The organism is Prosthecobacter sp., assembly GCF_046154365.1.
Taxonomy (GTDB): domain Bacteria; phylum Verrucomicrobiota; class Verrucomicrobiia; order Verrucomicrobiales; family Verrucomicrobiaceae; genus Prosthecobacter.
Map to the genome: position 1 here is coordinate 106,488 of NZ_JBJXFV010000060.1, position 23,664 is coordinate 130,151.

At 60.6% G+C, this 23,664-nt stretch carries 26 protein-coding genes and 1 tRNA gene; 15 read left to right on the plus strand and 12 right to left on the minus strand.

What is annotated here, in order from left to right; genetic code table 11:
* Nucleotides 1-14 precede the first annotated feature (14 nt).
* The 3 genes from ACKVY0_RS07045 to hemL are packed head-to-tail and all read right to left on the minus strand — an operon-like array spanning nt 15 to nt 1,953.
* Nucleotides 15-353: a type II toxin-antitoxin system RelE/ParE family toxin gene (locus ACKVY0_RS07045; RefSeq protein ID WP_409214090.1), complete on the minus strand. Its 339-nt coding sequence runs from the start codon at nt 351-353 to the stop codon at nt 15-17.
* Nucleotides 346-624 carry a hypothetical protein gene (locus tag ACKVY0_RS07050; protein WP_409214091.1) on the minus strand — a complete coding sequence of 93 codons (279 nt, stop codon included), beginning with the start codon at nt 622-624 and terminating at the stop codon, nt 346-348. The genes ACKVY0_RS07045 and ACKVY0_RS07050 overlap by 8 nt, the downstream gene beginning before the upstream one ends.
* Nucleotides 625-666: 42 nt before the next feature.
* Nucleotides 667-1,953, minus strand: coding sequence for a glutamate-1-semialdehyde 2,1-aminomutase (gene hemL / locus ACKVY0_RS07055; protein WP_409214092.1), 1,287 nt, complete (start codon nt 1,951-1,953; stop codon nt 667-669).
* A 105-nt stretch (nt 1,954-2,058) separates the two neighbouring features.
* Here hemL and ACKVY0_RS07060 point away from each other — a divergent pair, with 105 nt between their 5' ends.
* On the plus strand, nt 2,059-2,781 hold the full coding sequence (locus tag ACKVY0_RS07060) for a hypothetical protein (protein WP_409214093.1): 723 nt from the start codon (nt 2,059-2,061) through the stop codon (nt 2,779-2,781).
* Here ACKVY0_RS07060 and gluQRS read toward each other — a convergent pair whose 3' ends face one another.
* Both gluQRS and ACKVY0_RS07070 read right to left on the minus strand, forming a co-directional pair.
* On the minus strand, nt 2,782-3,615 hold the full coding sequence (gluQRS, locus tag ACKVY0_RS07065; RefSeq protein WP_409214094.1) for a tRNA glutamyl-Q(34) synthetase GluQRS: 834 nt from the start codon (nt 3,613-3,615) through the stop codon (nt 2,782-2,784).
* Between the two features lie 2 nt (nt 3,616-3,617).
* Entirely contained in the window at nt 3,618-4,376 is a 759-nt protein-coding gene (locus ACKVY0_RS07070; RefSeq protein ID WP_409214095.1) for a hypothetical protein, read from the minus strand.
* Nucleotides 4,377-4,463: 87 nt separating this feature from the next.
* Between ACKVY0_RS07070 and ACKVY0_RS07075 the strand changes: the two genes are divergently transcribed.
* From ACKVY0_RS07075 to ACKVY0_RS07085, 3 genes are read left to right on the plus strand one after another with little or no spacing between them, the layout of a single operon-like run.
* Complete coding sequence (locus tag ACKVY0_RS07075) at nt 4,464-4,676, plus strand: hypothetical protein (RefSeq protein WP_409214096.1); 213 nt, start codon at nt 4,464-4,466, stop codon at nt 4,674-4,676.
* Nucleotides 4,676-4,942 (plus strand): hypothetical protein, encoded by a 267-nt coding sequence (locus tag ACKVY0_RS07080; RefSeq protein WP_409214097.1) that lies wholly within the window; start codon nt 4,676-4,678, stop codon nt 4,940-4,942. Before ACKVY0_RS07075 ends, ACKVY0_RS07080 begins: the two co-directional genes overlap by 1 nt.
* On the plus strand, nt 4,939-5,697 hold the full coding sequence (locus tag ACKVY0_RS07085) for a Nif3-like dinuclear metal center hexameric protein (protein WP_409214098.1): 759 nt from the start codon (nt 4,939-4,941) through the stop codon (nt 5,695-5,697). The genes ACKVY0_RS07080 and ACKVY0_RS07085 overlap by 4 nt, the downstream gene beginning before the upstream one ends.
* A gap of 248 nt (nt 5,698-5,945) precedes the next feature.
* Here the strand turns inward: ACKVY0_RS07085 and ACKVY0_RS07090 are convergent, their stop codons facing one another.
* Complete coding sequence (locus ACKVY0_RS07090; protein ID WP_409214099.1) at nt 5,946-6,164, minus strand: hypothetical protein; 219 nt, start codon at nt 6,162-6,164, stop codon at nt 5,946-5,948.
* Nucleotides 6,165-6,280: 116 nt separating this feature from the next.
* Here ACKVY0_RS07090 and ACKVY0_RS07095 point away from each other — a divergent pair.
* From ACKVY0_RS07095 to ACKVY0_RS07110, 4 genes are all read left to right on the plus strand, one after another.
* Nucleotides 6,281-6,370 (plus strand) — tRNA-Ser (locus ACKVY0_RS07095).
* Between the two features lie 119 nt (nt 6,371-6,489).
* Nucleotides 6,490-6,960, plus strand: coding sequence for a hypothetical protein (locus ACKVY0_RS07100; RefSeq protein WP_409214100.1), 471 nt, complete (start codon nt 6,490-6,492; stop codon nt 6,958-6,960).
* A 40-nt stretch (nt 6,961-7,000) separates the two neighbouring features.
* Nucleotides 7,001-7,198 (plus strand): hypothetical protein, encoded by a 198-nt coding sequence (locus ACKVY0_RS07105; protein WP_409214101.1) that lies wholly within the window; start codon nt 7,001-7,003, stop codon nt 7,196-7,198.
* Between the two features lie 110 nt (nt 7,199-7,308).
* Complete coding sequence (locus ACKVY0_RS07110; protein ID WP_409214102.1) at nt 7,309-8,346, plus strand: exo-alpha-sialidase; 1,038 nt, start codon at nt 7,309-7,311, stop codon at nt 8,344-8,346.
* A gap of 27 nt (nt 8,347-8,373) precedes the next feature.
* Here the strand turns inward: ACKVY0_RS07110 and ACKVY0_RS07115 are convergent, their stop codons facing one another.
* From ACKVY0_RS07115 to ACKVY0_RS07130, 4 genes are all read right to left on the minus strand, one after another.
* Entirely contained in the window at nt 8,374-10,182 is a 1,809-nt protein-coding gene (locus ACKVY0_RS07115; protein WP_409214103.1) for a hypothetical protein, read from the minus strand.
* Nucleotides 10,179-10,436 carry a hypothetical protein gene (locus ACKVY0_RS07120; RefSeq protein ID WP_409214104.1) on the minus strand — a complete coding sequence of 86 codons (258 nt, stop codon included), beginning with the start codon at nt 10,434-10,436 and terminating at the stop codon, nt 10,179-10,181. Before ACKVY0_RS07120 ends, ACKVY0_RS07115 begins: the two co-directional genes overlap by 4 nt.
* A 156-nt stretch (nt 10,437-10,592) precedes the next feature.
* Complete coding sequence (locus ACKVY0_RS07125) at nt 10,593-12,452, minus strand: hypothetical protein (protein WP_409214105.1); 1,860 nt, start codon at nt 12,450-12,452, stop codon at nt 10,593-10,595.
* Between the two features lie 167 nt (nt 12,453-12,619).
* Entirely contained in the window at nt 12,620-13,291 is a 672-nt protein-coding gene (locus ACKVY0_RS07130; protein WP_409214106.1) for a response regulator transcription factor, read from the minus strand.
* A gap of 318 nt (nt 13,292-13,609) precedes the next feature.
* Here ACKVY0_RS07130 and ACKVY0_RS07135 point away from each other — a divergent pair, with 318 nt between their 5' ends.
* Together ACKVY0_RS07135 and ACKVY0_RS07140 are read left to right on the plus strand one after the other, a co-directional pair.
* The gene (locus ACKVY0_RS07135) at nt 13,610-14,608 is read left to right on the plus strand and encodes a serine hydrolase domain-containing protein (protein WP_409214107.1); all 999 of its coding nucleotides are present in this window, start codon (nt 13,610-13,612) and stop codon (nt 14,606-14,608) included.
* Between the two features lie 45 nt (nt 14,609-14,653).
* Entirely contained in the window at nt 14,654-15,244 is a 591-nt protein-coding gene (locus tag ACKVY0_RS07140) for a hypothetical protein (RefSeq protein WP_409214108.1), read from the plus strand.
* A gap of 39 nt (nt 15,245-15,283) precedes the next feature.
* Here ACKVY0_RS07140 and ACKVY0_RS07145 read toward each other — a convergent pair whose 3' ends face one another.
* Together ACKVY0_RS07145 and ACKVY0_RS07150 are read right to left on the minus strand one after the other, a co-directional pair.
* On the minus strand, nt 15,284-16,399 hold the full coding sequence (locus tag ACKVY0_RS07145) for a hypothetical protein (RefSeq protein ID WP_409214109.1): 1,116 nt from the start codon (nt 16,397-16,399) through the stop codon (nt 15,284-15,286).
* The gene (locus tag ACKVY0_RS07150) at nt 16,396-17,709 is read right to left on the minus strand and encodes an APC family permease (RefSeq protein WP_409214110.1); all 1,314 of its coding nucleotides are present in this window, start codon (nt 17,707-17,709) and stop codon (nt 16,396-16,398) included. Before ACKVY0_RS07150 ends, ACKVY0_RS07145 begins: the two co-directional genes overlap by 4 nt.
* A 121-nt stretch (nt 17,710-17,830) precedes the next feature.
* On the opposite strand from ACKVY0_RS07150, the gene ACKVY0_RS07155 reads away from it, so the two are divergent.
* From ACKVY0_RS07155 to ACKVY0_RS07175, 5 genes are all read left to right on the plus strand, one after another.
* Nucleotides 17,831-18,163, plus strand: coding sequence for a hypothetical protein (locus tag ACKVY0_RS07155; protein WP_409214111.1), 333 nt, complete (start codon nt 17,831-17,833; stop codon nt 18,161-18,163).
* 108 nt (nt 18,164-18,271) lie between these two features.
* The gene (locus ACKVY0_RS07160; protein ID WP_409214112.1) at nt 18,272-18,610 is read left to right on the plus strand and encodes a PqqD family protein; all 339 of its coding nucleotides are present in this window, start codon (nt 18,272-18,274) and stop codon (nt 18,608-18,610) included.
* Between the two features lie 31 nt (nt 18,611-18,641).
* Entirely contained in the window at nt 18,642-19,775 is a 1,134-nt protein-coding gene (locus ACKVY0_RS07165) for an ATP-grasp domain-containing protein (RefSeq protein ID WP_409214113.1), read from the plus strand.
* 36 nt (nt 19,776-19,811) lie between these two features.
* On the plus strand, nt 19,812-21,251 hold the full coding sequence (locus tag ACKVY0_RS07170; protein WP_409214114.1) for an alanine racemase: 1,440 nt from the start codon (nt 19,812-19,814) through the stop codon (nt 21,249-21,251).
* A gap of 149 nt (nt 21,252-21,400) precedes the next feature.
* The gene (locus ACKVY0_RS07175) at nt 21,401-23,659 is read left to right on the plus strand and encodes an urea transporter (protein WP_409214115.1); all 2,259 of its coding nucleotides are present in this window, start codon (nt 21,401-21,403) and stop codon (nt 23,657-23,659) included.
* Nucleotides 23,660-23,664 lie beyond the last annotated feature (5 nt).

The window sequence follows — 23,664 nt, forward strand, 5'->3', positions numbered from 1 at the left end:
GAAATGACGAATCGTTACTGGCGGCGGTGCTCGCGAGCGAAGGTGGTGGCATCACGGGCGGCGTGGAGGACGTAAAGAATGCGGACACCGGAATTGTCGGGCAGCGGGCGGTAGTAGATGAGGTAGTTGCGATATTCGGTAACCGGGATCATGCGGATGCCTTTCAACGTGCGGCGCAGCGGCGAGTATTCAGTGCCGACACCAGGGTTCCTGGCGAGCGTGAGCAACATCTCACGCACAGCCGCAATCACTCTTCTGGCAGCCTCCGGGTCATCCAACGCGATGTATTCGGCGATTTCCACCAGATCGACATCCTCCACATCGGGATGCATGTGTTTGGCTGGATCAAACATGCGCCTCGCGCTGCTGGATTCGGGCCATCGCTTTCCGCATCACACGCTCCACAAGATCATCCGGCACAGGAACGAACGGCCCCTTGTCCCGTTCCTCCAAAATATCCTCCAGCGCCTCACGCGCTGGATCAGCGGCGGGTTGCTCGTCATTTTCCAGGCAAAGCACGACGTAGGAGGACAAGAAGCTCTCAGGCGTTTGCTGCCATCCCTCCGCCTTGCGGGTCAGGGCGGGCATGATGGTCTCGGGAAGATCAATCGTGAGCTGTGGCATGGCGGGAGATTATCATGCCGCCGTGTTCGTGACACGGCTTTTTTACAGCGCAGCAAGCGCCGCAGCGGCGACTTCCGCTGTCTGTTCCAGGTCGTCACGGCTGTGGGCCATGCTGATGAAGCCGGTCTCGAACTGGCTGGGCGCGAAGTACACGCCGTGGTCGAGGCAGTGGTGGAAGAATTTGCGGAAGGCGGCGAGATCGCTCGTTTTGGCGTCCTGGAGGTTGTGGACTTCCTGCTCGGTGAAGAAGAGGCAGAACATGCTGCCTTTGCGATACCAGCGGTAGTTGAGGCCCTTCTTCTTGAGCACGTCGAGCACGGCGGTTTCCATGATCTGGCCGAGGTTTTCGAGCAGGGCGTAGCCGTTTTTCTTTTCCAGCTCGCGTAATTGCGCGAGACCAGCCGCGAGGGCGACAGGATTTCCACTGAGAGTGCCCGCCTGATACACGGGGCCAAGCGGCGCGAGGTAGTCCATGATGTCGGCACGACCACCAAAGGCGCCGACGGGCAAGCCGCCGCCGATGACCTTGCCAAGGCAGGTCAGATCGGGCGTGATCTTCTCCAGCTCCTGCACACCGCCTTTGGCGAGGCGGAAACCGGTCATGACTTCGTCGAAAATGAGCAGTGCGCCGTGCTTTGTAGTGATGTCGCGCAGCTTTTGCAGGAAGCCGGGCTTGGGAAGGATGAGCCCCGCGTTCGCCGGATACGGCTCGACGATGATGCAGGCGATTTCGTGGCCTTTTTTCTCGAACAGTTCCTCCAACGCCGCTTCGTCGTTGAAGGGCAGCACGCTGGTGAGTTCGGCAAAGGCACGCGGCACGCCGGCGCTGTCGGGATTGCCATGCGTGAGCGCGCCACTGCCGGCGGCGACAAGCAGGCTGTCGGAATGGCCGTGGTAGCAGCCGTCGAACTTCACCAGGCGGTCGCGGCCGGTGAATCCACGTGCGAGGCGGATGGCAGACATGGTGGCCTCCGTGCCGCTGCTGACCATGCGCACCTTTTGAATGCTGGGCACCCACTGGCAAATGGTGCGGGCCATTTCGACTTCATAGAGGTTCGGGATGCCGAAGCTGACGCCGTCTTTGGCGGCGTTGTGGATGGCTTCGATAACGGCAATCGGCGCATGGCCGAGGATCGCGGGACCCCAAGTGCCGACGTAGTCGATCATGCAGCGGTCATCGACATCGTAGATGCGGCAGCCCTTGGCGCGTTTCACGAAAAAGGGATCGCCGCCGACATTGCGAAAGGCGCGCACGGGTGAATTCACGCCGCCGGGGATGAACTGCTTGGCGAGATCGAAGAGCTTGGTAGAAAGAGGTCCGTTGGGCATGGTCTGAGGTGGGAAGGGATACGCGGGAGGCTTGAGGCGTCGAACAAAAGGTTGCCGGGGACCGTCTGTGTCGGCTATTCTCATCTCAAAACCAGCCCCATGCCCATGAAAGCGCTCTGTCGGATCCTTCTTACCCTGTTCGCATTGCAGACCACCCAGGGGCAGACGGTGACCTCGTCTTCCCGCAACAAATCGTCTTTGCAGAATCTGGAGCCGGGCACGTTTTCCGTGGAAGGCATGACACCGAAGCCGGTCGTGCTCAAAGTGCAGATCGAGGCACCGATGTATCCCACCAGCAAATTTCAAGGCGCGATCGGCTCCTTTGCGCCGGGCACGCTCGTCACACTAATTGCCATGTCGGATACGGCCTACCGTGTGCGTGGCCGGGCGCGGCATGGCGACGTCGCCGGCTGGATTCGTCAGGCCGATGTGTTGTCCGCTGATCCGAATCTGGCCGCCAATCTCAAAAAACTCTACGAGCGCACCAAGAAGGTTGAGGAACTCATTCAGAACCACCAAGTCGCCCTCGGCATGACCAGCCAGGAGGTGCAGGCATCCCTGGGCAAGCCCTCCCGCACCAGCGCCAAAATCAACGCCGCAGGCAAGGAGGAGAAGCTCGAGTTCAGCATCTACGAAAGAGTGCCGCAGACGACCACTGGTCGTGATGCTTTTGGCCAACTCGTGCAAACAGTGATCTATGTGAAGGTCGAGGTCGGCACGCTCAGTGTCAGCTTCAAAGATGGCGTCGTCGCCGAGATCGAGGAGACCAAAGGCAATCCGCTCGGCGGTGGTGGCGTGCAGATCATTCCGCCGCCTTTCATGTTCTGATCAGCGGATCGCTTCTTTCACGCGTTCTGGCGTCCACCCTGCCACACGCAGGCTGCGCAACGAGCGCGCATCATCCCGCTTCGCCAGGCGTTTGCCCTTTTCATCGGTGATCAGGCGGTGGTGATGCCATTCCGGCACCGGCAGGCCGAGCAGCTCCTGCAACAAGCGATGCAGATGTGTCGCCTCCATCAAATCCTCACCGCGCGTCACCAGCGTGATGCCCTGCAGCGCATCATCGACCACCACGGCGAGATGATAGCTCGCCGGCGTATCCTTCCGCGCCAGCACCACATCGCCGAACACATCGGGCTGCGCCTTGCAACGACCACGCTCGCGATCTGTCCACGCGAGTTCGTGTGAAACCAGCCGCATGGCTTTGCTCACATCTAACCGCAGCGCATATGCCTCACCCGCAGCGATGCGTTCGTTCCGCTCTGCCGCATCACGACTGCGACACGTTCCAGGATACAGCGGCCCGTCCGGCCCCTGCGGTGCGTTGCCAGCGCGTGCGATCTCCTCCTGAATCTCCCGCCGCGTGCAGAAGCACGGATACAGCACGCCGAGTGTCTCCAGCTTCGTCAAAGCAGCTCTGTAATCGTCGAAATGATCGCTTTGACGTCGCACCGGCGTCTCCCAGCTCAATCCGAGCCACGCCAGATCCTCAAAGATCGCCTCTTCATATTCAGGCCGGGCCCGCGTGCCATCGATGTCTTCGAGACGGATCAAAAACCTTCCCCCCTGCCCTGCCGCTTCCTGCGCAAACACCGCCGCATACGCATGCCCCAGATGCAGCCATCCGGTGGGACTGGGGGCGAATCGTGTGACCTCGGCCATGCTCAAACCTTCCTCGGCTTCACCACGACATCGCCGTTCTCGAATTTTCCACGCATGACACTGCGAAACACATGCAGGTCAGGACGGATCATGCCGTGTGTGTTGCCGCATTTGACCTTCGTGACCGGCAACAGCGGTGATTCCAGCCAGCCGCTGCGCGCCGTGTCCATGCCACTGCCTTGAAGATAGAGCGTGTGGTCGAATTTCTCCTTCGCATGCACTTCACCCTCATGAATGTGCAACGTTGGGAAGAACACCGTGCCCGCCAGTGCCGTCGGAAATGAAAACGCCATCGGATGCACCTGGGCATTGCCCGGTTTCAGCTTGAACACGGCGAACCCGAAGTCCGCGTAGCCCGGCAGTTTCGCCCACACATCATTCGGCAGTCGAAACCGGGCATCTAGGCGACTGAAGTCGGCAATTGTCGGCACAAAGCTCGCATCGTAAGCGCCAACGGAAACCACACGCAGCGAATAGACCGCAGCTGCGGCCGGCGCACCAAACGGATCAGCGCTTCTTGATACAGGCGGTGGAAACAACTCCCACAGATCCTCAAACACCGTCTCATACTTCGAAAAATCGAAAAACTTCACCGCATTCTCACCCACCCCCTCCTTGACCGGAATCGGCAGCACCATCGCCAGATCCTGCGGCGCCTTCACCGACATCTGGTAAATGAGCACCTGGTTCCCACGCTCACCCAACCGCGCAAAGATGCGCGTATTTTTGACCTCCTCGACTTTTCCCGTGAAGCAGCACATGATGCACATGTTAGCGAACCGCCTCATCCCCTGTCCAGCATGAATCTTCGCCGTTGAGATCAGCGGCAAGACTCTTATCTTCACGCCATGAGTGTCATTGAAGTCAAAAATCACCTTCGCACCCTCTCCAGCGCCCAACGACGCGAAGTGACAGCGTTTCTGTTCGATCTTCAGTCCGACGAGGACGAGGACGAGGCTGGCGAGCTAGCGAGGTTGCACGCCGAAATGGATGCCGGGAAGCGCATCTCCCTCCAGGATTACCTGCAACAGCATGAATCTCTGCTCGCCCGCGGCCTTTGATGCGCCCTTACACGGTCTATCTCAGCCATCAGGCGCATGACTTCATCCTCAGCCGCAGGTCCAAGGACCGGTTGAAGCTGACTCGATTTCTTCAAGGCCTCACTGACGATCCATTTCAAGAGGGAACCGAATTTGTCCGTGACAGCACTGACAGACGTAACGAAGTCGCTTTCATCGGCCGATTCCGCGTCGTCTTCTGGGGCGACCATGTTGTTAATGAAATCAAAGTCGTGAAGATCGAAGCAGGCAAACCACAGTCATCATGAACCTCACCGAACTCGTCTCCTATATCGACACCGAACTGCGCATCGCAGAGATCGCGGACTACTCGAACGCGCTCAACGGCCTCCAGCTCGAAAATCATCACGGCAAGGTCACCAAGATCGTCGCCGCCGTCGATGCGACGTTGCCGGTGATGCGCAAAGCGGTCGCGGCAGGCGCGGATTTGCTCCTCGTGCATCACGGCATGTTCTGGACGGGGCTGCAAACATGGACAGGACCGGTGTTTCAGAAGTTGAAGCTCTGCACGGACAGCGGCCTCGCGGTTTACAGCGCTCACTTACCGCTGGATGTGCATCCGGTGCTCGGCAACAACGCCCTAATCGCCCAGGCGCTCGGTTTGACGCCCACCGGTGGCTTTCTCGAATACAAAGGCAACGCTGTCGGTGTGACAGCGGAACAGGCGATGTCATTGGAGGAACTCACAACGCGATTCAAAACCGCACTCGGCGGCAATCCAGTGCATGTGTGTGCCGGCGGACCGAAAACGACGAAAAAAATCGGCATTTCATCCGGTGGGTCCGGCTCGGAGGTTGCCGCCGCCGCCAAGGCCGGCATCGACACCTTCATCACCGGCGAAGGTCCGCACTGGAGCTACACGCTCGCGGAAGAACTCGGCATCAACCTGCTCTACGGCGGCCATTACGCCACGGAGACCTTCGGCGTGAAGGCGCTGGCGGCGCACATCAAAACGAAGTTCGGCATTCCATGGGAATTCGTCGATCATCCGACGGGTTTGTGAGCCATGAGCTGGTTGAAGCGCGATTTCTTCGAGCGTGATGTGCTCACCGTCGCCCGTGATCTGATCGGCGTCGAACTCGTCTGGCGCCGTTGCTCCGGCATCATCGTCGAAACATAGGCCTACGCGGTCGAGGACGATCCGGCCTGCCACACGGCCACACGCCCCAGCGCCCGTGAGTTTGGTGCGCTCCAAGCCCCCCGGCACGGCCTATGGAGTGTGAAGCACGGCAGGGTGAAGCCGGCGAAGGCTTAAAGGAAACCGCCGCCCAGAAACAACCGCAGCGCCGCAACGATGGCGACAGCGACATTGATCGTCAGGCCAATTTTTCGCTGGCAGAAGGAACCAAAGATGATGCCGACCACGCACCCCGCCAGCACGGCCCATTGCAGCCAGCCAAGCAACGGAATGAGACCTGGAACCAGCAGCACGGCGCAGACGAGTCCGATGAGAACAGAGAGGATTTGCATAGTGCCGCGACTGACAGCCGAACCACTCAAGGTGCAAATGAAATTCCCTCCCTGTTTTGCAAGCCCGCCTTGCATTCACGCTTGGTCGCGGTACTCTCCGCCCCGCTGAATGCAAAGGAGAGGTGGCTGAGTGGTTGAAGGCACCTGACTCGAAATCAGACGTTGTCGAAAGGCAACCGTGGGTTCGAATCCCACCCTCTCCGCCAGCGCATTTAACGGCGCAGGCAGACTTGCCCGCTCATTTGCTTTTTTGATTTAGACGGCAATCGCGGGGTTATAACTTGAGGATTGCAGTCCGTGCGGCAGTCATGTTAGCTTGTTCAGCATGAAAGCATTTCTCCTCATCTTCCTGGTGACGATGCCGCTCAGCGCGCAGGTGATCAATCCCACCACCGGCAAGAAATTTGAAACGCGCGACCTCAACGGCAGCGGTGGCAGCGGCGGGGTCAGCATCAATGCCGCCACCAAACCCGCCCCGCCCACCAAGACCAAACTCACCTCCTACTTCATCCTCGGCGAGCCGCGACAATGGAAGAGCAAGGACGGCAGATCGCTGCTGGGCGCCATCATCACTTTCGAGGAGTCGGTGATCGAATTCGATGCCGCCAATCCCGCCGCCGCCCGTGAAGCCGTCGAAAAAGCCCCGCCGGCCCAATTGCCTGCCAAACCCACGCTCATCCGCGATGGCAAAGTGCGCCTGATGGTGAACAAGAAGCCCGTGGAAGTGGCGCTCGATCTGCTCAGCGACGACGACCGCAAGTACGTCGAAGATTTGAACGCCAGACTACCCAAGTGATTTCCCGCATCGTATCAATACCACCCAAACTCAGCACCTCATGAAACCATTGAATCCCGGCATCGCCACCTTGCTCGTCGCAGTCTTGTTATCCGCATGTGCGGCACCCACCACACCTCCACCCAAAACCCGGCAGCAGCTCGAAGCGGACGCCCGGGCGGGCAAAATTCCTGACAACGTGAGTGATCCGCGCCCCGAGATGCCTGGCATGGGACCGCTGGGCATGCCGATGCGGTGACCGCTATCACACGCACAGCAGCGTGACACACAAACGGTGGCGGCGCCGTTAGTACCGCCGCGGGCGGCGCTTTGGTGGCTCCCGCATGGCTGTAACCACCTCCCGCTCTCATGAATGCCACGCGCTCCCTGCTGTTCGCGCTGTGCGGTCTCACGACCGCATCGGCGCAGGATTTTTTCTCCGAGTTGTTCAACCCGCTCGTGCCGTTTCCGCCGCTGAACCAGCCGCTGCCGCAAAACGGCCCCTGGAACAACGACGTGCTCGTGTATCACGCCAAAGCAGACGGCAGCATCGGAAAACTCGCGAAGTTCGAGCGTGCCGGTGTTCCCACGCTCAATCGCATGCAGGATGGTCGGCTTATCGCCGCACATCAGCACTTCCCGGAGAACGATCCCGCTTCATTCGACAAGGTGGCCATTCATTTCTCCTCTGATGAAGGCAAAACGTGGACGCCTGCGGTGGTGATGAAGCTCGAAGGCCTGCCCGCAGGCATGCGCTTCCCGTTTGACCCCACGCTCGTGCCGCTGCCGGATGGTCGTGTGCGCATGTATTTCACCTCGCTGCGCGGACGTCAGTTCGATGAAGATCTGCCGCGCATTCATTCGGCGATTTCAGGCGATGGCATTGAGTACACCTTCGAACCCGGCGTGCGCTTCACCATCGAAGGCCGTTCGGTGATCGACTGCGCCATGGCTCTGCATCAGGGCGTGTTTCATCTCTACTCACCCGATAACGGTAAACAACCCGAGCCCGGCCAGCGCCCCAACAACGGCCCACAGATGCAGCCTACCGACGGCATCGGCTATCACGCCACGAGCACCGACGGACTTAACTTCACCCGCGCCGATGACGTGAAAGTCGAAGGCCGCCGCCGCTGGCTCGGCAATGCGCAGTCGGATGGCAAAACGATGACTTTCTTCGGCACCGGTGAAGGCGTCTTCACCGCCACGAGCACTGATGGCTCAAACTGGCAGCTCGGTGATTCAATGCGAGTCATGGGAGCCGATCCCGGCGCGGTGGCGGCCAAAGACGGCGGCTGGATCATTGCAGTGACGGGTCCACCGCGAAATCAGCAGCCCGTCATCGCTCCCGAAGATCGCTGGTTGTTTGAGTGGGCGGAGGAGTTGCGGGCATTTGATCGGCTGTAGCTCTGATGCCTCATCATCTCCGGCTGGTCACGGCTCGGGCAGCAAGTGGCCCAGCGCGCGCACGGTACGACGGAACTCCGCCATGTGGGACTTGAGCACAAGCAGGCGGTTGCCGCCAAGGTACAGGCAACTCCGTTTTCCACTGGTGCTGCTGGCGATGTACTGCGCGTGATCCTCATCACGCCATTCAAAGATGATGCCCTCGGTGGCCTTCATGCAAGCGGCGGCCTTGCTCGCAACGTCTTCGATGAATTGCGCGGCGGCGAACGGCAGTGCCTGGCCGGACGCTTTTTCCAGCCACTCGCGCATCTCGACAGCGCGTGCGCCGGACTCGATCGAGTGCAACAGCGCGGCGGCATCCAACCGCCAGTGGTTCTCGCCGACACACACGGCCATTTGCTCCAGCATCGCATCATCCCCAGGACCACCGCTGGAATCGCCGCGCACGATCTCCAGATTCGACAACACCTGCAGGCTCGGGGCTGCGGGCGCGGGTGCAGCGAAGGTTTCGATGCGACCCAGCGCATAGGCACCTGCGGGATTGAGCCGCACCTGGAGCAGGCCGTCATAGCGGCTAAGATAGGTGTTTCTTTCCGCGCCCGCTTCATCCCCCAGCTCCGGCCAGCAGCCATGCGGCGCGCAGTAGATCACATCGATGATGCCGAGGGTGGCCAGCGTCTCCATCATGAATGCCCGCGCAAACTGCCGCTGAAGGCCGATGTCATCCTGAATCATTCCGTACTGCTTATCCCCAAGATAGAGCACATCATACACGCCACCTTTCACGATCTCATATCCGCCCGTGCAGAGCGTGAGACGGAAGGCTTCATCGAAGCTGATCCACTCACCCGTGGGGAAGCTCTCCGCCATCGCTTTCAACAGAGCCGCCTTGCGCCCGCTCACAGCACTGAGAAAACGCGAGGCCTGTTTGCCGCCCTGTCCGAGGATGGCCGGGATGCGGTTGAGTTCGTCAAAAGTATCATCACTCGCGATGCACGACACGGCATCGCGCAGCGCGGTGGGATCAAACTGCATCGCCAGAGCCTTACCACGCGCCGTGAGTTCGAGCGCGCCGGATCTGATCTTCGCCCATCCCGCCTGTTGTGCGATCACTGCCCAGGCATGAGCGCGCACCGCGCCGGGCGGTTGCTTTTCCCACCGCAAGAAATGCGTGACCTCAGTCTCCAGCGCGAAGTCAGGAACCAGCAGCGCGGCAGCCAGCAGTCGCACACTCGACTCGGTGGGCCTTCGTGAACTGGGCGTCACCTTGATTTTGCCGCCCTGAATGAGCCGCAGCACGCGCACCATCTCACGCGGTGCCACCTCCGCTGTCTCGAAGCGTCTGCATGGCGCGCCATCCACCGTCGTCTCCCGCGCCCACTGAGCTTCCTCCGTCACCTTCGCCACGGGCCGCGCAGGCGGCGGCAAAATCTGGCGCAACGGCTCCACCGCCTCGGCGACGACATGGACAGTCATGGAATCACGCTCGCGATAATCGGGCCACACGATCACCGCGTTCAATTTACTGATGGTCGTGCGCGCACCATAGCCGTCACTGCGCAGTGATGGCGCGGCCAAACCGGTAAGTGCCGCGAACACGCTGTTTTTCGGCACCCGCTCCTGGTGGACGGAGCACGCCAGGAACGCCCGCTCTGCATCACCGAGACCCGCGACGAAGCCTCGCCAGTCACGACACAGGTGGCGCTCCAGCGTGCGCGCACGATCAGACTTCGTGGTGCCTGAACGCTGCGCCAGTGGGACGATTTGTTTCGTCAAACATGCCAGCGCGTCACCGTGAAGATTCAGCAGGTTGTCTTTCAAGGTGCGGCGGTTCATAGCGGAAGATGGTGGGTGGGTTCCATTAGACGACGACCGCTGTCCGCGAACGAGTTGCCATTGAAGAACAGGAAAGACGCTTTGCGGTGGCTGCCGCGCAGGAAATTCAGTGCCTCCACCAGCGTCATTTCTTGGCTGCGGATGGCTTCCCAGCCTACTGCGCACAATGCGTGAGCTTCTGAATTAAAGCCGTGTTGCGAGCTTCCTCGCTCACACGCTCCTCGATTGAGGCCGACAACAGATTGCCAGTTCAAGTTGTGGAGAAAAGCAGCTCGGGTTTGAAACGGTGAACCGTCGTCAACACCTCCTCCATCACGTCTTCCGTGGTCAGGTGCTTGAGCAGATCGAGGCGGAGTTTCATAGGTCATTTCGTATCCTCACCGTACCATGTTGCCAAGGCAAGGCTCCATTCAGCGCTGGTGTTTGAGCACCCACTGCAGCGGCACCGCAGCGGGATCGTCACGAGGGCCGAAATGCGGCACCGTTGATTCGAATGCTCCCAAGTCAGGTGACTGGCCGTCGAATTCCTCGGCGATGTTCGGCAGCGTGACGCCAGCGTCTTTGCCTTGGCTTTGCGCGCTGAGTTTGATCAGCGGCGCATCTTTGCCCGGCATCTCCTGGCTCACAGTGAATGCGACGAAGTCCTTTGCACGATCCAGCACGCGTCCATGGGCCTCGATGCCGATGGCTGCGTTGAGCGATGGCAGGTCGTAGTAGCGCTGGTTGTGCAGCATCCACGGATTCATTTTGCCCTTCATTGGCTTCGCCGCGCTGAACTCGAAGCCGTCGTGATCGACATCGGTCTTCCAATTTGCGACGGGGGAGTCGTAGAGCACATACTTGATGCTGTAGCTGCGCTTTTTGTCGTCAGTCTGCGCGTTCGATTGCCACAGAAACTCGGAGCCGCCGAGGTGCATCCAGATGTTGTTCCGGGAGAATGAAGTGAGCAGTCCATGAGCATGTGGCACAGGCACGCTCCAGGCGGCGAAGGTGTTGTTCACGCAGACGAAGCGATCCTGCACGCGCAGCTTGAAGACGTTGCCTTTGGAGATGCAATGATTGCGAACGATGTACCACGGGCCGCAATACATCGGCTGGAAGGTGATGCCGGTGTGGCCGTGCAGGCGATTGCCCCAGATGCGGATGTTCGCGTAACCGTAGTCCGGCTCGATGGGATCGTCCGACATGTCGAAGATGTCGTTGCCGAACAGATCGCAGTTCGTGTTTGGATACGAAATGCCGTCCGCACTGCGCCCGATGCGATTGTAGCACACGGTGTGGCCCGAGGATTTGTTCAGCTCCACGCCTTCGCCCGAAATGCCTTTCACCGTGTCGCCGAGGATGTCGTTGTTGGCGATGTGCCAGCCAGCGCAGCCCTTCGAGAGAAACACTGAGTAGTGGAAGTCGCGAAACGTGCAGCCGCTCACGACCACGTTTTCACAACCTTCGCCGCCTTTCAGGCCATTGGGCGAGTCGCCACGCTTGAACGTGAGACCTTCGAACCACAGATGGCTGCCGCTGGCACGGAGTTGATGAAACACCGCGTCACCATCGCCAGCGGCCTTGAAGCCGATGTAGCGTGTCTGATCGGTGCTCGCTTCGACTGTGCCCTGCACACCACTGATATTGATTTCTGTCTCGCCGTAGCCACCGGCATGCAGCAGGAACAAATCGCCCGGCTTCGCGGCAGCCAAGGCCGGTTTCAGGCCGCGAAACGGCTTTTCCGCCGAGCCATCGCCACTGCTGCCGCTTTGATCCAGCGGCATGACATGCAGCGTGCGCGCAGGTTTGGCGAAATTCGGCCACGGCTTCGTCTGGATGCGTTTCGTCTCCTCCACCGGTGCCGCGCTGTCAGGATCGCTGAGCGTAAGCCGCACCTGATACACCGCACCGGGCCGCAGAAACAGAATACTGCCGGCGAGCATGTTGAAAGGCTTCGCGGCGGGCTTGGTGTCATACCAGCCGAAGTAATCCACGCGCATCAGCGGCATCGCTTCATGCCATGCGGACTCGTCATCGCGCTTGTAGCTCACTTTGCAGGCCGCGTCGTGATCCGTGTCGCCATCAATGTGCCACTCGATGCTGATGCTGTGATGCGTGCGTGCGAGCTTCAGATCCTTCACCGTCGCCGCAGGCTGCGGCTTCGCTGCATCCGTGGCCGTGCGTGCATTGAAGTAACCCGGCGGCCACGCGAGAGGTTCTGGCGGGGTTTGGGCGTGAACGACTGCCCCGAGCAACAACTGGGCGAGAACAAAGTTGGAGCATCTCATAAGGGCACATCCGGAAACCAGAAAGTATTCCCACAGATTCAGGGAACCCGCAGATTGCCAGAGGGGAAATAATCTGCGGGTTGTCTGAATCTGCGGGAGAAATTGGTTTTCGGGAGTCATCATAAGCGCTGATCACTACGCTGCGATCCACAGCGGCTTTCACTTCCTCACGCACCACCCAGCGCATAACCCACACCTCTCACGGTGCGGATGAGCTTCTTGTCGTGGTCCTTGTCGATCTTCGAGCGCAGGCGCTGGATGTACACCTCCACAAGATTCGTTTCGGGGTCCATGTTGTAGCCCCAGACGTGCTCATAGATCTGCATGCGGCCAAACACACGGCCGGGGCTGCGCATCAGATGCTCCAGCAGTTCAAACTCGCGCGTGCTCAGCTCGATGTCCACGCTGTCGCGGCTCACTTTGCGTTCGAGCAGGTTCATGCAGAGATCCTCGACACGCAGCAGATGGCTGGTCTCACCGGCCTTGCGGCGCACGACGGTGCGCAGGCGTGCGGCCAGTTCCTCGACGAAGAACGGCTTCGTCATGTAATCATCCGCGCCGAGATTCAAGCCCTCGATTTTTTCCGGCAGGGTCGTGCGTGCGGTGAGCAGGATGACCGGCACCGTGTTGCGCTTCTCCCGCAGGCCGCGCAGGATGCTCAGGCCATCGCGGCCCGGCACCATGATGTCCAGCACCAGCGCGTCATACGGCACCGTGGTGGCCATTTCCCAGGCCTCATCGCCATCGCTGACCGCGTCCACCTGGATGCCCTGCTCCTCCAGCCCCTTTTTGGCAAAGGACAGCAGTTTGGCCTGGTCTTCGACGAGGAGGATGCGCATGCGTGCGGATGATGCGATGCAAAGGCGGATTGTCCACCGGCACCTGCGGAACAGGAAGCCGAGGCCGTTAGGATTTGCCGCAGAGAGGCAAAGGAGCAGAGGAGGCAGAGTTTTGAATCAACCACAGAGAGACACAGAGGATGACCAGAGTCATTGTCATGAAACCTCGGTGCTTCTCTGTGACCTCGGTGGTGAAGCAGCAGTATTCTCACTCTGCCATCTCTGCCGCTTTGCCCCTCTGCGGCAAATCTGTTGGTCGGTTGGTCATTTGTCAGCCGTGCTTGCCCTCACGGCAGAATTGCGGCTAATCTCCCGCGCATGGTTCGCATCCTGGCATTCCTTTCTTTTTTCACGCACGCGCCCGCTGTCGAGCCGCTGCCTGCGGATCGCATTCAGGCCGCAGCAGCGTATTCCGCCGCGCACAGCGGTCATGCGCTGCTGATCAAGCAAAACGGCAAGATCTTGCACGAGTCCTACACGAACGGGCACACGAAACGCGAGCCGCACCGCATCTACAGCGGCACCAAGGCCTTCTGGTGCCTCACAGCCTTCGCTGCTGAGAAAGACGGGCTGTTCAAACTGGATGACCGCGTGAGCGACACGATCACCGAGTGGCAGGACGACAAGCGTCGCAGCAAAATCACCGTGCGGCAGCTTCTCGACTTCAGCAGCGGCATGGAGCCGCTCTTTGGTCTGCATGAGAACAGTTACAACGACCGCACCGCCTCAGCGCTGAAGGCCGCGCTCGTCGGCACGACCGGCAAGTCCTTCATCTACGGTCCGGCGGCCTTGCAGGTGTATCACGAGCTGCTTGCCCGGAAGCTGCGGGAGAAAAAGCAGTCACCCACCCGCTATCTGGAGCGCAAGGTGCTCGGTCCGCTCGGACTCGGCACGCAGCGTTACCTGCCGGACCAGCACGGCGCACCGCTGCTCGCCGCCGGCTTCATGCAGACCGCCCGCCAGTGGTCGGAACTCGGCTCTTGGCTGCTCAAGCACGAGGAAATCGTCGCCGCGCTCAAACCCAGCGACGCCAACCGCGCCTTCGGCTTCGGCTTCTGGAACAACCACGCCGGCGAATCCAAGTCCGCCCGCGAGGTCGATGTGGAGTCTCTACTCGACAAAAAATGGCACGAACAGTCCTGGCGCAACGCCTGCCTCTGCCGCGCCGCCCCCGCCGATCTCATCGCCTGCATCGGCTCTTACGGTCAGCGCATCTACATCGTGCCGTCGCGGAAACTCATCATCGTGCGACTGGCGAAGGACTCAAAGCCGAATGATGCTGAGATGCTGCGGCTGTTGTTTGCGAAGCCTCAATAAGATACTGTTCTCCAACCCGCCAGAGTGCGGCCACTCTGTTTAGCCATGAAAACTGCTTTTCAAAAGTTATGTGGATTGATGGCGATGTGGGGGATGATCGTCATTCCAGGAGCCGTCAATTCTGCTTCCGCCGAAGAGGCACCAGTTCAGCATGGACGGTTTGAAGACGCCCTGCTTGCCAAGTTGACGCAAACTGTTCGAGATAGCCTGTCTCACGGCAAGCCGGTCGAGGTCAAGAATTCTCCTGTCTCTATGTCTCCTCGGATCGAAAGCATTGTGTTGTTGATGGGTGAAAACATTCGCATGACCATTTTCTTGGCGACTCCTCCTTCCGGTTTGACGGTTAACGGGGATCCCACCGTTTGGATCAGCCCGTTTGATGGTTTTAGCTACGCGCTTCGAGTCATTCCCGAAACAGAACTCGGGCAGCGGTTAAACCAGTGCCTCAAGCTTGTGAACAAACACGACATGAACAAGGAAATACCGAGAGGGGCAGTGGATGCTCGGATTTGTGACGCCCTGTCGCTCGGCTCGAAAAAAGAATTGGAGGCAATCGTCGCGCGTATGAATGCCAAAGACCAAGAAGCCAAAGACCGGGAGCGAGACGTTATTAGCAAGCTCAGATCAGGGAGGTGATCCTGACAGCCCTGAAGTTTATCAGTCGGTTCAATCAATTCAGCGCTGAGCCGCTGGTTCCTCCACCACCGGAATCGCCTTGCGCACCATCGTCTTCGAAACGCCGTAGATCAGCGTGCTCTGCTTGGGCCGCCATTGGTAGCCGATGCCGAAGGGGATCGCGGGGACTTCGTTATTGCGATAGTACTCGGCAAGTTCGGGCTGGTAGTGCTGCTTGAACAAGGCGATCGGCCCTGGATACCAGCCGAAGGCCCTCACATCCCAGGTGTCGCGCGGGAAATCGCGCCAGGGGATGCCGGAGTCGTCCTGGGTCATCGTGTGGCAGTGGGTGAGAAGGTAATCGCGGATCGTGGTGAACTCGCTGAGGTGCATGAGATACGACGCGGACTTGGTGAAGCCGTTCATCATGCCGAGTCCATCGCAGAAGCGCAGGAAGGAGGCGTCCTGCTTGAGGGACCAGCTCGCGATGTTGGTGGCGAAGTAGTAGAGCGTTTGCGGCTGGCCTTTGGTGCCGAGGAAGGTGATGCGTGCGCCGGGTGTCTTGGTTTCCTTGTCGGTCAAGACCTTGCCCTCGGCATCGAGCCAGATGTTTTCGACGTTTTGAATGTGACAGCCGCAGCGGGCGAGGAAGACATAGAGCACGGGCAGCGTGCCGGTGAGCTTCGTGGCCTGCAGATCCTTCTTCATGTCGGCGGTGATGAAGAAGCTGAAGCTGAGCGAGGCGTTGATCGAGTGGCGCAAATTGCGCAGTGAGGCGCCGAGTTCGCCCTCGCTGAGCTTCGTCACATCCGGCGGCAGGCCCACGGGCTCGACAGCGGCCAGCACATAGGTGGAGGCGTTCGGAAAGAACGTGTGCGCGTGCAGGAAATCCGGCCCGCTGAAGACATAGAGCAGCGGTGCGGTGTCGCTGACGGCTTCTGGCAGGCCCAGCGGTGCCCATGCGCGGATTGGCGTGAGCTGACGCTCCTCCGCATCGGCCCAGGCGGCATCGAGTTCCTTCGCGTGCGAGTTAAACTCGCCCCGCATGGCCAGTTGCGCCAGCGGCGAGCCTTCCTGCGGCAGTCCGGCGAGGAAGCGGGCCTGATCATTCGGCGTGGGTGGCTCCGCGACGGCGGATTGAACGAGAACGAGCAGGGCAATGAGGGATTTTTTCATGCGGCACGTGGAGTACGCGGCGAGACGAGGTAAATGATCCAGCCGAGCAAAATCAAGCCCAGACCATAGAGCGAGGCCTCGCGCGTCACGGTGTCGAGCATGAGGAACACCATCATCCACAGGCTGATGGCGAGAAACAGCAGCGGCGTGAACGGATAGCCCCAGCAACGATACGGACGCGGCAGATCGGGCTGCTTGAACCGCAGCACGATGAGACCCACCACCGTGGCAAACGAACCGAGCTGAATGCTGAACTGCACCGCCGTGAGCACGGTGTTGAAGCTGGCGGTGAGCAGCAGCGTGATGACGATGGCAAGCTGCACAAACAGCCCGGTGACGGGCACACCGCGCTGATCACACTCGGCCAGGGGACCGAGAATTTTCATGTCCTCGCCCATCGTGTGCAGCACGCGCGGCCCCAGCCACGTCATCGCGCTGATGCTGGAGGCGAGGCCCAGGCAGATGAGCCCGGACATGATCTTGCCGCCGGTGATGCCAAAGATGTGCTCGGCGGCGACGTGGCCCACGTCCAGCTTGCCAGCCAGTTCGCTCATCGGCGCGGCATGCAGAAACACCGCGTTCAGCGCCAGATAGAGCACGGTGACGAGCAGCGTGCCCAGCGCGATGGCACGCGGCACGTTGCGCTGCGGATTGCGAATCTCGCCGACGATGTAAGTGGCCGCGTTCCAGCCCGCATACGAGTACATGACGTACACGAGGCTCACCGCAAAGGGCCTGCTGCCGATCAGTTGCAAATCATCCGCCGCCGGCGTGAACCGCACCGGCTGCCCCGTCGCCAGCCAGTAGCCCGCGCCGATGAACACGCCGATGAGCGCCACCTTGAGCCAGGTGGCCAGATTTTGAAAGCGCGCAGCCACATGGATGCCGCCGACATGCACCAGCGTGATGACCCACACCATCACCAGCGACCACGTCGTCACCGGGGCATGCGGAAAGATGGTGGAGAAGTATTTGCCGAAGGCCATCGCTGCCAGCGCGATGGGCGCCGCGAAGCCGACGGTGATCGACAGCCAGCCGGAGAGAAACCCGACCGCTGGATGAAAAATGCGCGAGAGAAAGTGATACTCGCCCCCGGAACGCGGCAGCGCCGCCGCCAGCTCGCCATAGCACACCGCGCCGCAGAACGCGCACACGCCGCCGACCAGCCAGAGCATCATGATCGTGAAGCCGGACGGCAGATCGCCCACTTGAAAGCCTAGGGAGGTGAAGACCCCGGTGCCGATCATGTTCGCCACCACCACCGCCGTGGCCGTGATCAGTGAAATGCCCTGCGTGCGTGTCGTGCTCATGGGCGCGATGGCTACGCGCAAGGCGGCGGGGCGTCAACCCTGCTTCAACCTGGTGCTTCAACCTTGCAGATGCGGCCAAAGGAGGGCTTGCAGAGCACGAAAATGAGCCTTCCTTTTCCCCATGAAAACGACATCCTCACATTTAACCAGGGGGGTGATCATCGCGGTCAGCCTGCTGGTTCTCGCCCAGGCATGGAGAGTCGGCCAACGGTCCGAACTCCAGCCAGAATCCTCATCGATCATCGCTGAGCCGGAACAAGCTCCGCCCAGGCCGACACACCCCGTGCTCCAGTCTTATGCTCCTCTCAAGGACTCCCTCGAGTTCGGCAGCAGGTGGCAGCGACCCCACAACCCGTGGAAGGATCCCACCGATCCTGACGAGGTCTGGCATCAGCAACGCCAGCGGGCCAGCGAACTGCTGATCCGATCTGACCTGCCTGCGCTCGACAAATAGGCACTCCGCATCTGCGGGAGGCCAAAAATAAACGCTTATTCATCTTTGCCCCCACGCTGGTGTTAACCGGCCGGGATTCTATGCGGTGTGATTCAACCAACCGCATCCATGAACCCCGCTCCTCCTCCGGCTCTGCCGCGCCACAATGGCCACCAGTCGCCGGCCATCATTCCCATTCTTCCCGTCACTCCCAGCACCTCCGGCTTCACCTTCCACACCGTCACCTGGCAGGCCGACGGTTTCGGCTTCGATGCCACTACCGGCGAATTTTTCACCGCCAGTCCTACGGCGCTGCTCGTCATGCAGTCGCTGAGCGAGAAACTTAATCGCCAGCAGATCCTCGACCGCATCACCGCGACCTTCGAGGTCGCCCGCAGCACCGCCGAGCGCGATCTCGAGTCCTTCCTCGCCGAACTCGCGCATCTCGGCCTGACTTCGGAACATTGAACTCTGAACATTCAATTTTGAACATTGAACCATGAACTCCACCCCAATCATCGCCGTCACCGGTCTGCATCGCGGTGAGAACCCCCAGCCCGGCTCTGCGGTCATCCGCAGCCTGCGCCGTGTGTATCCTGAGCTGCGTATCATCGGCCTCGTCTATGATTCGCTCGAAAGCGGCCTCTTCAGCGAGGAAGACGCGCCTGATGCCGCTTTCACCATGGCCTACCCCGGCGCGGGCGTGGAGGCATTTTGGCAGCGCCTCGATGCCATCCGCGAGATCGAGCGCTTTGACGTGCTGATTCCCTGCCTCGATGCCGAGATGGGTCCGCTGGTTGAAGCGCCTGAAAAACTCCGCGAGCGTGGTATCCACGCCTGTTTGCCTTCTGCGCAGAGCTTTCAGTGCCGTGACAAATCGAAGCTCTCGGAGCTGTGCGAGCGCACGCACTGCCGCACGCCGCAAACCATCGCCGTGAACGATGTGAACTCGCTGCATCAGGCCGCTGCGACCCTCGGCGGCAATGTTTTCGTCAAAGGGCGTTACTATGAAGCGCAGCTCGCAAGCACTCCCGCAGCCCGCGAAGCCGCTTACTGGCACATGATCGAGCAATGGGGTGCTCCCGTGCTCGTACAGGAGCGCATCGAGGGCGAGGAATACAACGTCATCGGTCTCGGCGACGGCCGCGGCCACATCCTCGGCTCCTGCTCCATGCGCAAGATGCTGCGCACCGCCAGCGGCAAAGGTTTCGGCGGCATGGTCGTGCGTGATCCGCAGCTCGACGCCATCGCGCAATCACTCATCGCCGAACTGCGCTGGAACGGCCCGTTTGAACTCGAATTCGTCAAACCCGACGGCCCACGCGGCGAATACTGCCTCATCGAGATCAACCCGCGCTTCCCCGCCTGGTGCGACTTCCCCTCCACGCTGAGCTGCAACCTGCCCGCTGCCGCGCTCGAACTCGCCCTCGGCTGGCAGCCTCGTGAGCCGCTGCGCCGCGCCACCCCCGGCAAGTTCTTCATCCGCCATGCCATCGACATGACCGGCGATATCCGCGATCTCGCCGCATTGACCACCACCGGCCAACTTATCCGGCAGACCGAAGTGCTCAGTGTTCAGTGCTCAGTCGCACCTCAGGCACCACGGCACTCGCAGGCCAGCTCTGAGCACTAAGCACTCCTGACTGAGCACTTCACCTCGCATCCTCCCATGCAAACGCTCCTCCCCTACTCTCCGCCGACGATCACCCGCCACCTCAGCGGTCAAAACAGCGCGGCCAACCGCAATCGCAACGCGCATGGTCTCAACCACAACGTCTGCGAGCGCATCGACGGCGTGCCTGTGGCCGATCTCGCCGCTCGTTTCGGTTCGCCGCTGTTCGTCTTCTCCGAACGCACGCTGCGTGAAAAAATCCGCCGTGCTCGTGAAGCCTTCGAGAGCCGTTACCCGAACACCCGCTTCGCCTGGAGCTACAAGACGAACTACCTCAACGCCATCTGCCGCGTCTTCCACAGCGAAGGCAGCATCGCTGAGGTTGTGAGCGAGTTCGAATATGAAAAAGCCCGCCGCAACGGCGTCGCCGGCCGTGACATCATCTTCAACGGCCCGCACAAATCCCGCGCCGGGCTCGAGCTTGCCGCCACTGAAGGCGCGATGATCCAAGTCGATCACTGGGATGAACTCCTGCTGCTCGACACCATTGCCAAAGAACAAAACCGCAGCATCGACATCGCCATCCGCTGCTGGCTCGATGCCGGAATTCAGCCGGTGTGGAGCAAGTTCGGCTTCGGCGTCGAAAACGGTGAAGCCTGGCGTGCCATCCGCCGCATCGCCGAAAGCAAAGGCCGCCTGCGCCTGCAAGGTCTGCACACCCACATCGGCACCTACATCCTCGAACCGAACGCCTACAAAGTCGCCGCTGAGAAGCTCGTCACGCTCATGGAACGCTGCCGCGAGAGCTACGGCTGGAGCTTGCGCTACCTCAATCTCGGCGGCGGCTTTCCATCGCTCAGCACGCTGCATTACGCGTATCAACCCGCTGAGCAGATCGTTCCGCCCATCGAAAAATACGCCGAAGCCATCACCGGCGTGCTCAACACGCTGCCACGCGACCGACGTCCGCGTCTCTATCTCGAAAGCGGCCGCGCCCTCGTCGATGAAGCCGGTTATCTCATCACCAGCATCGTCGCCGTGAAGCAAACCACCGCATCAGGTCCGATCACGCTCGCTGGCAAGGCCGCCAAAGCACCTGCTTACGTGCATGAAACCAACAGCGCGGCCTACGTCGTCGATGCGGGCATCAACCTGCTCTACAGCGGCAACTGGTATCGTTTCAACGTGAAGCCGGCCAAAGCCATCCGCGAAGCCGCGCCGCAGCCCATCAAACTTTACGGCTGTCTCTGCATGAACATTGATGTCATCCGCGAGCAAGTCTCCCTGCCCGCCATGACCACGGGCGATCTTCTCGTCATGCATCCCGTCGGCGCTTACAACATCACCCAGAGCATGCAGTTCATCACCTACCGCCCGGCCGTCGTCATGATCGGCCTCGACGGTCGTGTCGATGTCATCCGCGAAAAAGAAGACCTCGATTACGTGCAGCGCCTGGAGCGAGTGCCGGATCATCTCCTCACCGCACCGCGCAATTAACTCGTCCTCGTCCTCCTACTCGAACTCGTCCTCGATTCTTCCGCTTCGCAATCACGACTGTCTCACAAGCCACCCCTAACTCGTTCATTTCATCTCCTCTCAACCCGATTTGATCGAGGACGAGTTCGAGGACGATCCCACCCACCACCGTGAACCCAGAAGCCCCATCCCCCCTCCTAGAGATGGCCATTCTTGAAGAACCCGTCTCAATCCCGTTGAGACAACGATTCACCGTCGTATCAACGGCGGTGCGTCATCTTCTCACCAAACTCACGCCACTCACCACGCCACTGCTCGAAGTCGCCCGTGCCGCCAGCGCCATCTTCCTCTGCGGTAGTTGGAAAGCGGGAGCACTGCTGTGTGCATCGCTGCTGTTCATGCCGCGCTACTTCGCCCTTGCGATCAGCGCATGCTTGCTCGGCAGTTTGATCTCGAAACTCCTGCATCTTCCCGCGACGATGCGCAAAGACGGCACCCTGCTCTACAACGTCTTCCTCAGCGCACTCGCAGTCGCCTGGATCACGCGCGGCTCCGATCTCGCCGCTCCGGCGGTCTGGGGCATGCTCGGCGTCGTCACTGTTTACACGCTGCTGCTTTCTGCGGCGTTGTGGCACTGGTTTCCGCTGCGTGCGGGTCTGCCGCCGCTCAGCATCGCGTTTGTCGTCGCCTTCGGCACGCTGCTCACGTTTTTTCCTCACTGGGCCGCCGCTTCGTCGCTGCTCGACATGGGATTGCCGGATGAACCGGCGTTGCCATTCATCATCGCCGCGTTTCTGCGCAGCATGGGCACGATTTTGTTTCTGCCAAACGTGTGGGCCGGCATTGCCGTCACGCTGGCGATTCTCGTTTGGTCACGCGTTGCCATGATCAATGCCGTCGCCGGTTATGCGGGCGGCATCATCATCGTCAGACTGCTCGAAGCCTGCGGCCTCGAGTGGCTCGGCTGGTTTGCCGGTCACAACTACCTGCTCGCCGGCATGGCGCTCGGCGCGGTGTATTTTGTGCCGTCATGGAGCAGTCTCGCCCTCGCTGTTGTCGCCGGTGCCGTCGCCGCCTTGCACGTCGCCGCCGTGCAGCACTTCCTGCGTGGCTCCGGATGGGAATACCTGCCGCTACCGTATCTGCTCACCATCTGGAGCATGCTTTGCTGCCTACGCCTGCGTGAGAAAAGCGGCTCGCTGCTGCCCACCGTCGGCACATTTGATAATCCTGAAGCTGCCGCCGCAGCACTCGCTCTCGCGAACGAACGCTTCCCGCATCGCCATGACACGCATGTCCTGCTGCCCACCGCCCGCGAAGTCACTGTCACGCAGGGCTTCGACGACAAACTCAGCCATCGTGGCGAATGGCAGCACGCGCTCGACTTTGAAGTGCATGACGCCGCCGACAACGCCTGCCCGCCCGGCTGCGATGACGATCTCACGCGCTACTACACGCAGGGCCTTGAAATCCGTGCTCCTGGCACCGGTGAAATCCTTCGCGTCATCGACGGCGTGGCCGACAACGCCCCTGGCGGCTGCAACTTCGCGCAGAACTGGGGCAATCATCTCATCCTGCGCCTTGATTACGGCGGCACCGTGAAGCTCGCGCATTTCATGAAGCACGGCATCGTCGTCAAAGCCGGTCAACGCGTGGGTGCGGGCGATTTGCTCGGCTACTGCGGCAACTCCGGCCGCAGTCCCGTGCCACACATTCATCTGCACACCCAGGCCAGCACCGAGACCGGCGCACCCACCACGCCCTTCTGCCTCACAAACTACTTCACGCGCACCGAAACCGGTGTGCGCTGGAACTTTGCCAGCGTGCCCAAAGTTGGAGCCCGCATCGCCCCCGCGACGGTCTCCACCACCGTGCTGGGCACGCTGGCCCATTTGGCGCCGGGTGTGGCCACCTATCGTCTGACAGGTCAGACGAGCCTGACGAGTCTGACAACGACGCTCGACGAGAATGGCCGCTACATTTTCCAAAGCGGCCAGGACCGCCTCACCGCCATCCTCGGTCTCCACGCCCTGCAAATCACGCAGAGCAGTCTCAGCGGCCATTCGCAGTTCCTGCGTCTCCTTTCGTTCGCCATGCCCACCGTGCCGTTCGCGTATCAAAGCGGCATGAACTGGGAGGATTGTGTCGCACTGAATGCTGCGTCGCACGGCTGGGCATGGGCGGGCGCTGTTTCACCTTATCTCAGCCACAAGACGCAGCGCATCATCACCCGCCACGCGTTGCATCCCACCCCGCAGCGTTTGCATCTCAGCACCACCTTGCCGGATGCTGCGGCTGATCTGCCGCATGAAATCGAGTTCACCCTCGAACCCATTTACGGCATCACCTCCCTCATCGCGCATTTCAAATCACACACCCTCACCTTCACGCAATCCAGTTTCACTCCCACGCTGCCCAACGGCGATTGAAACCA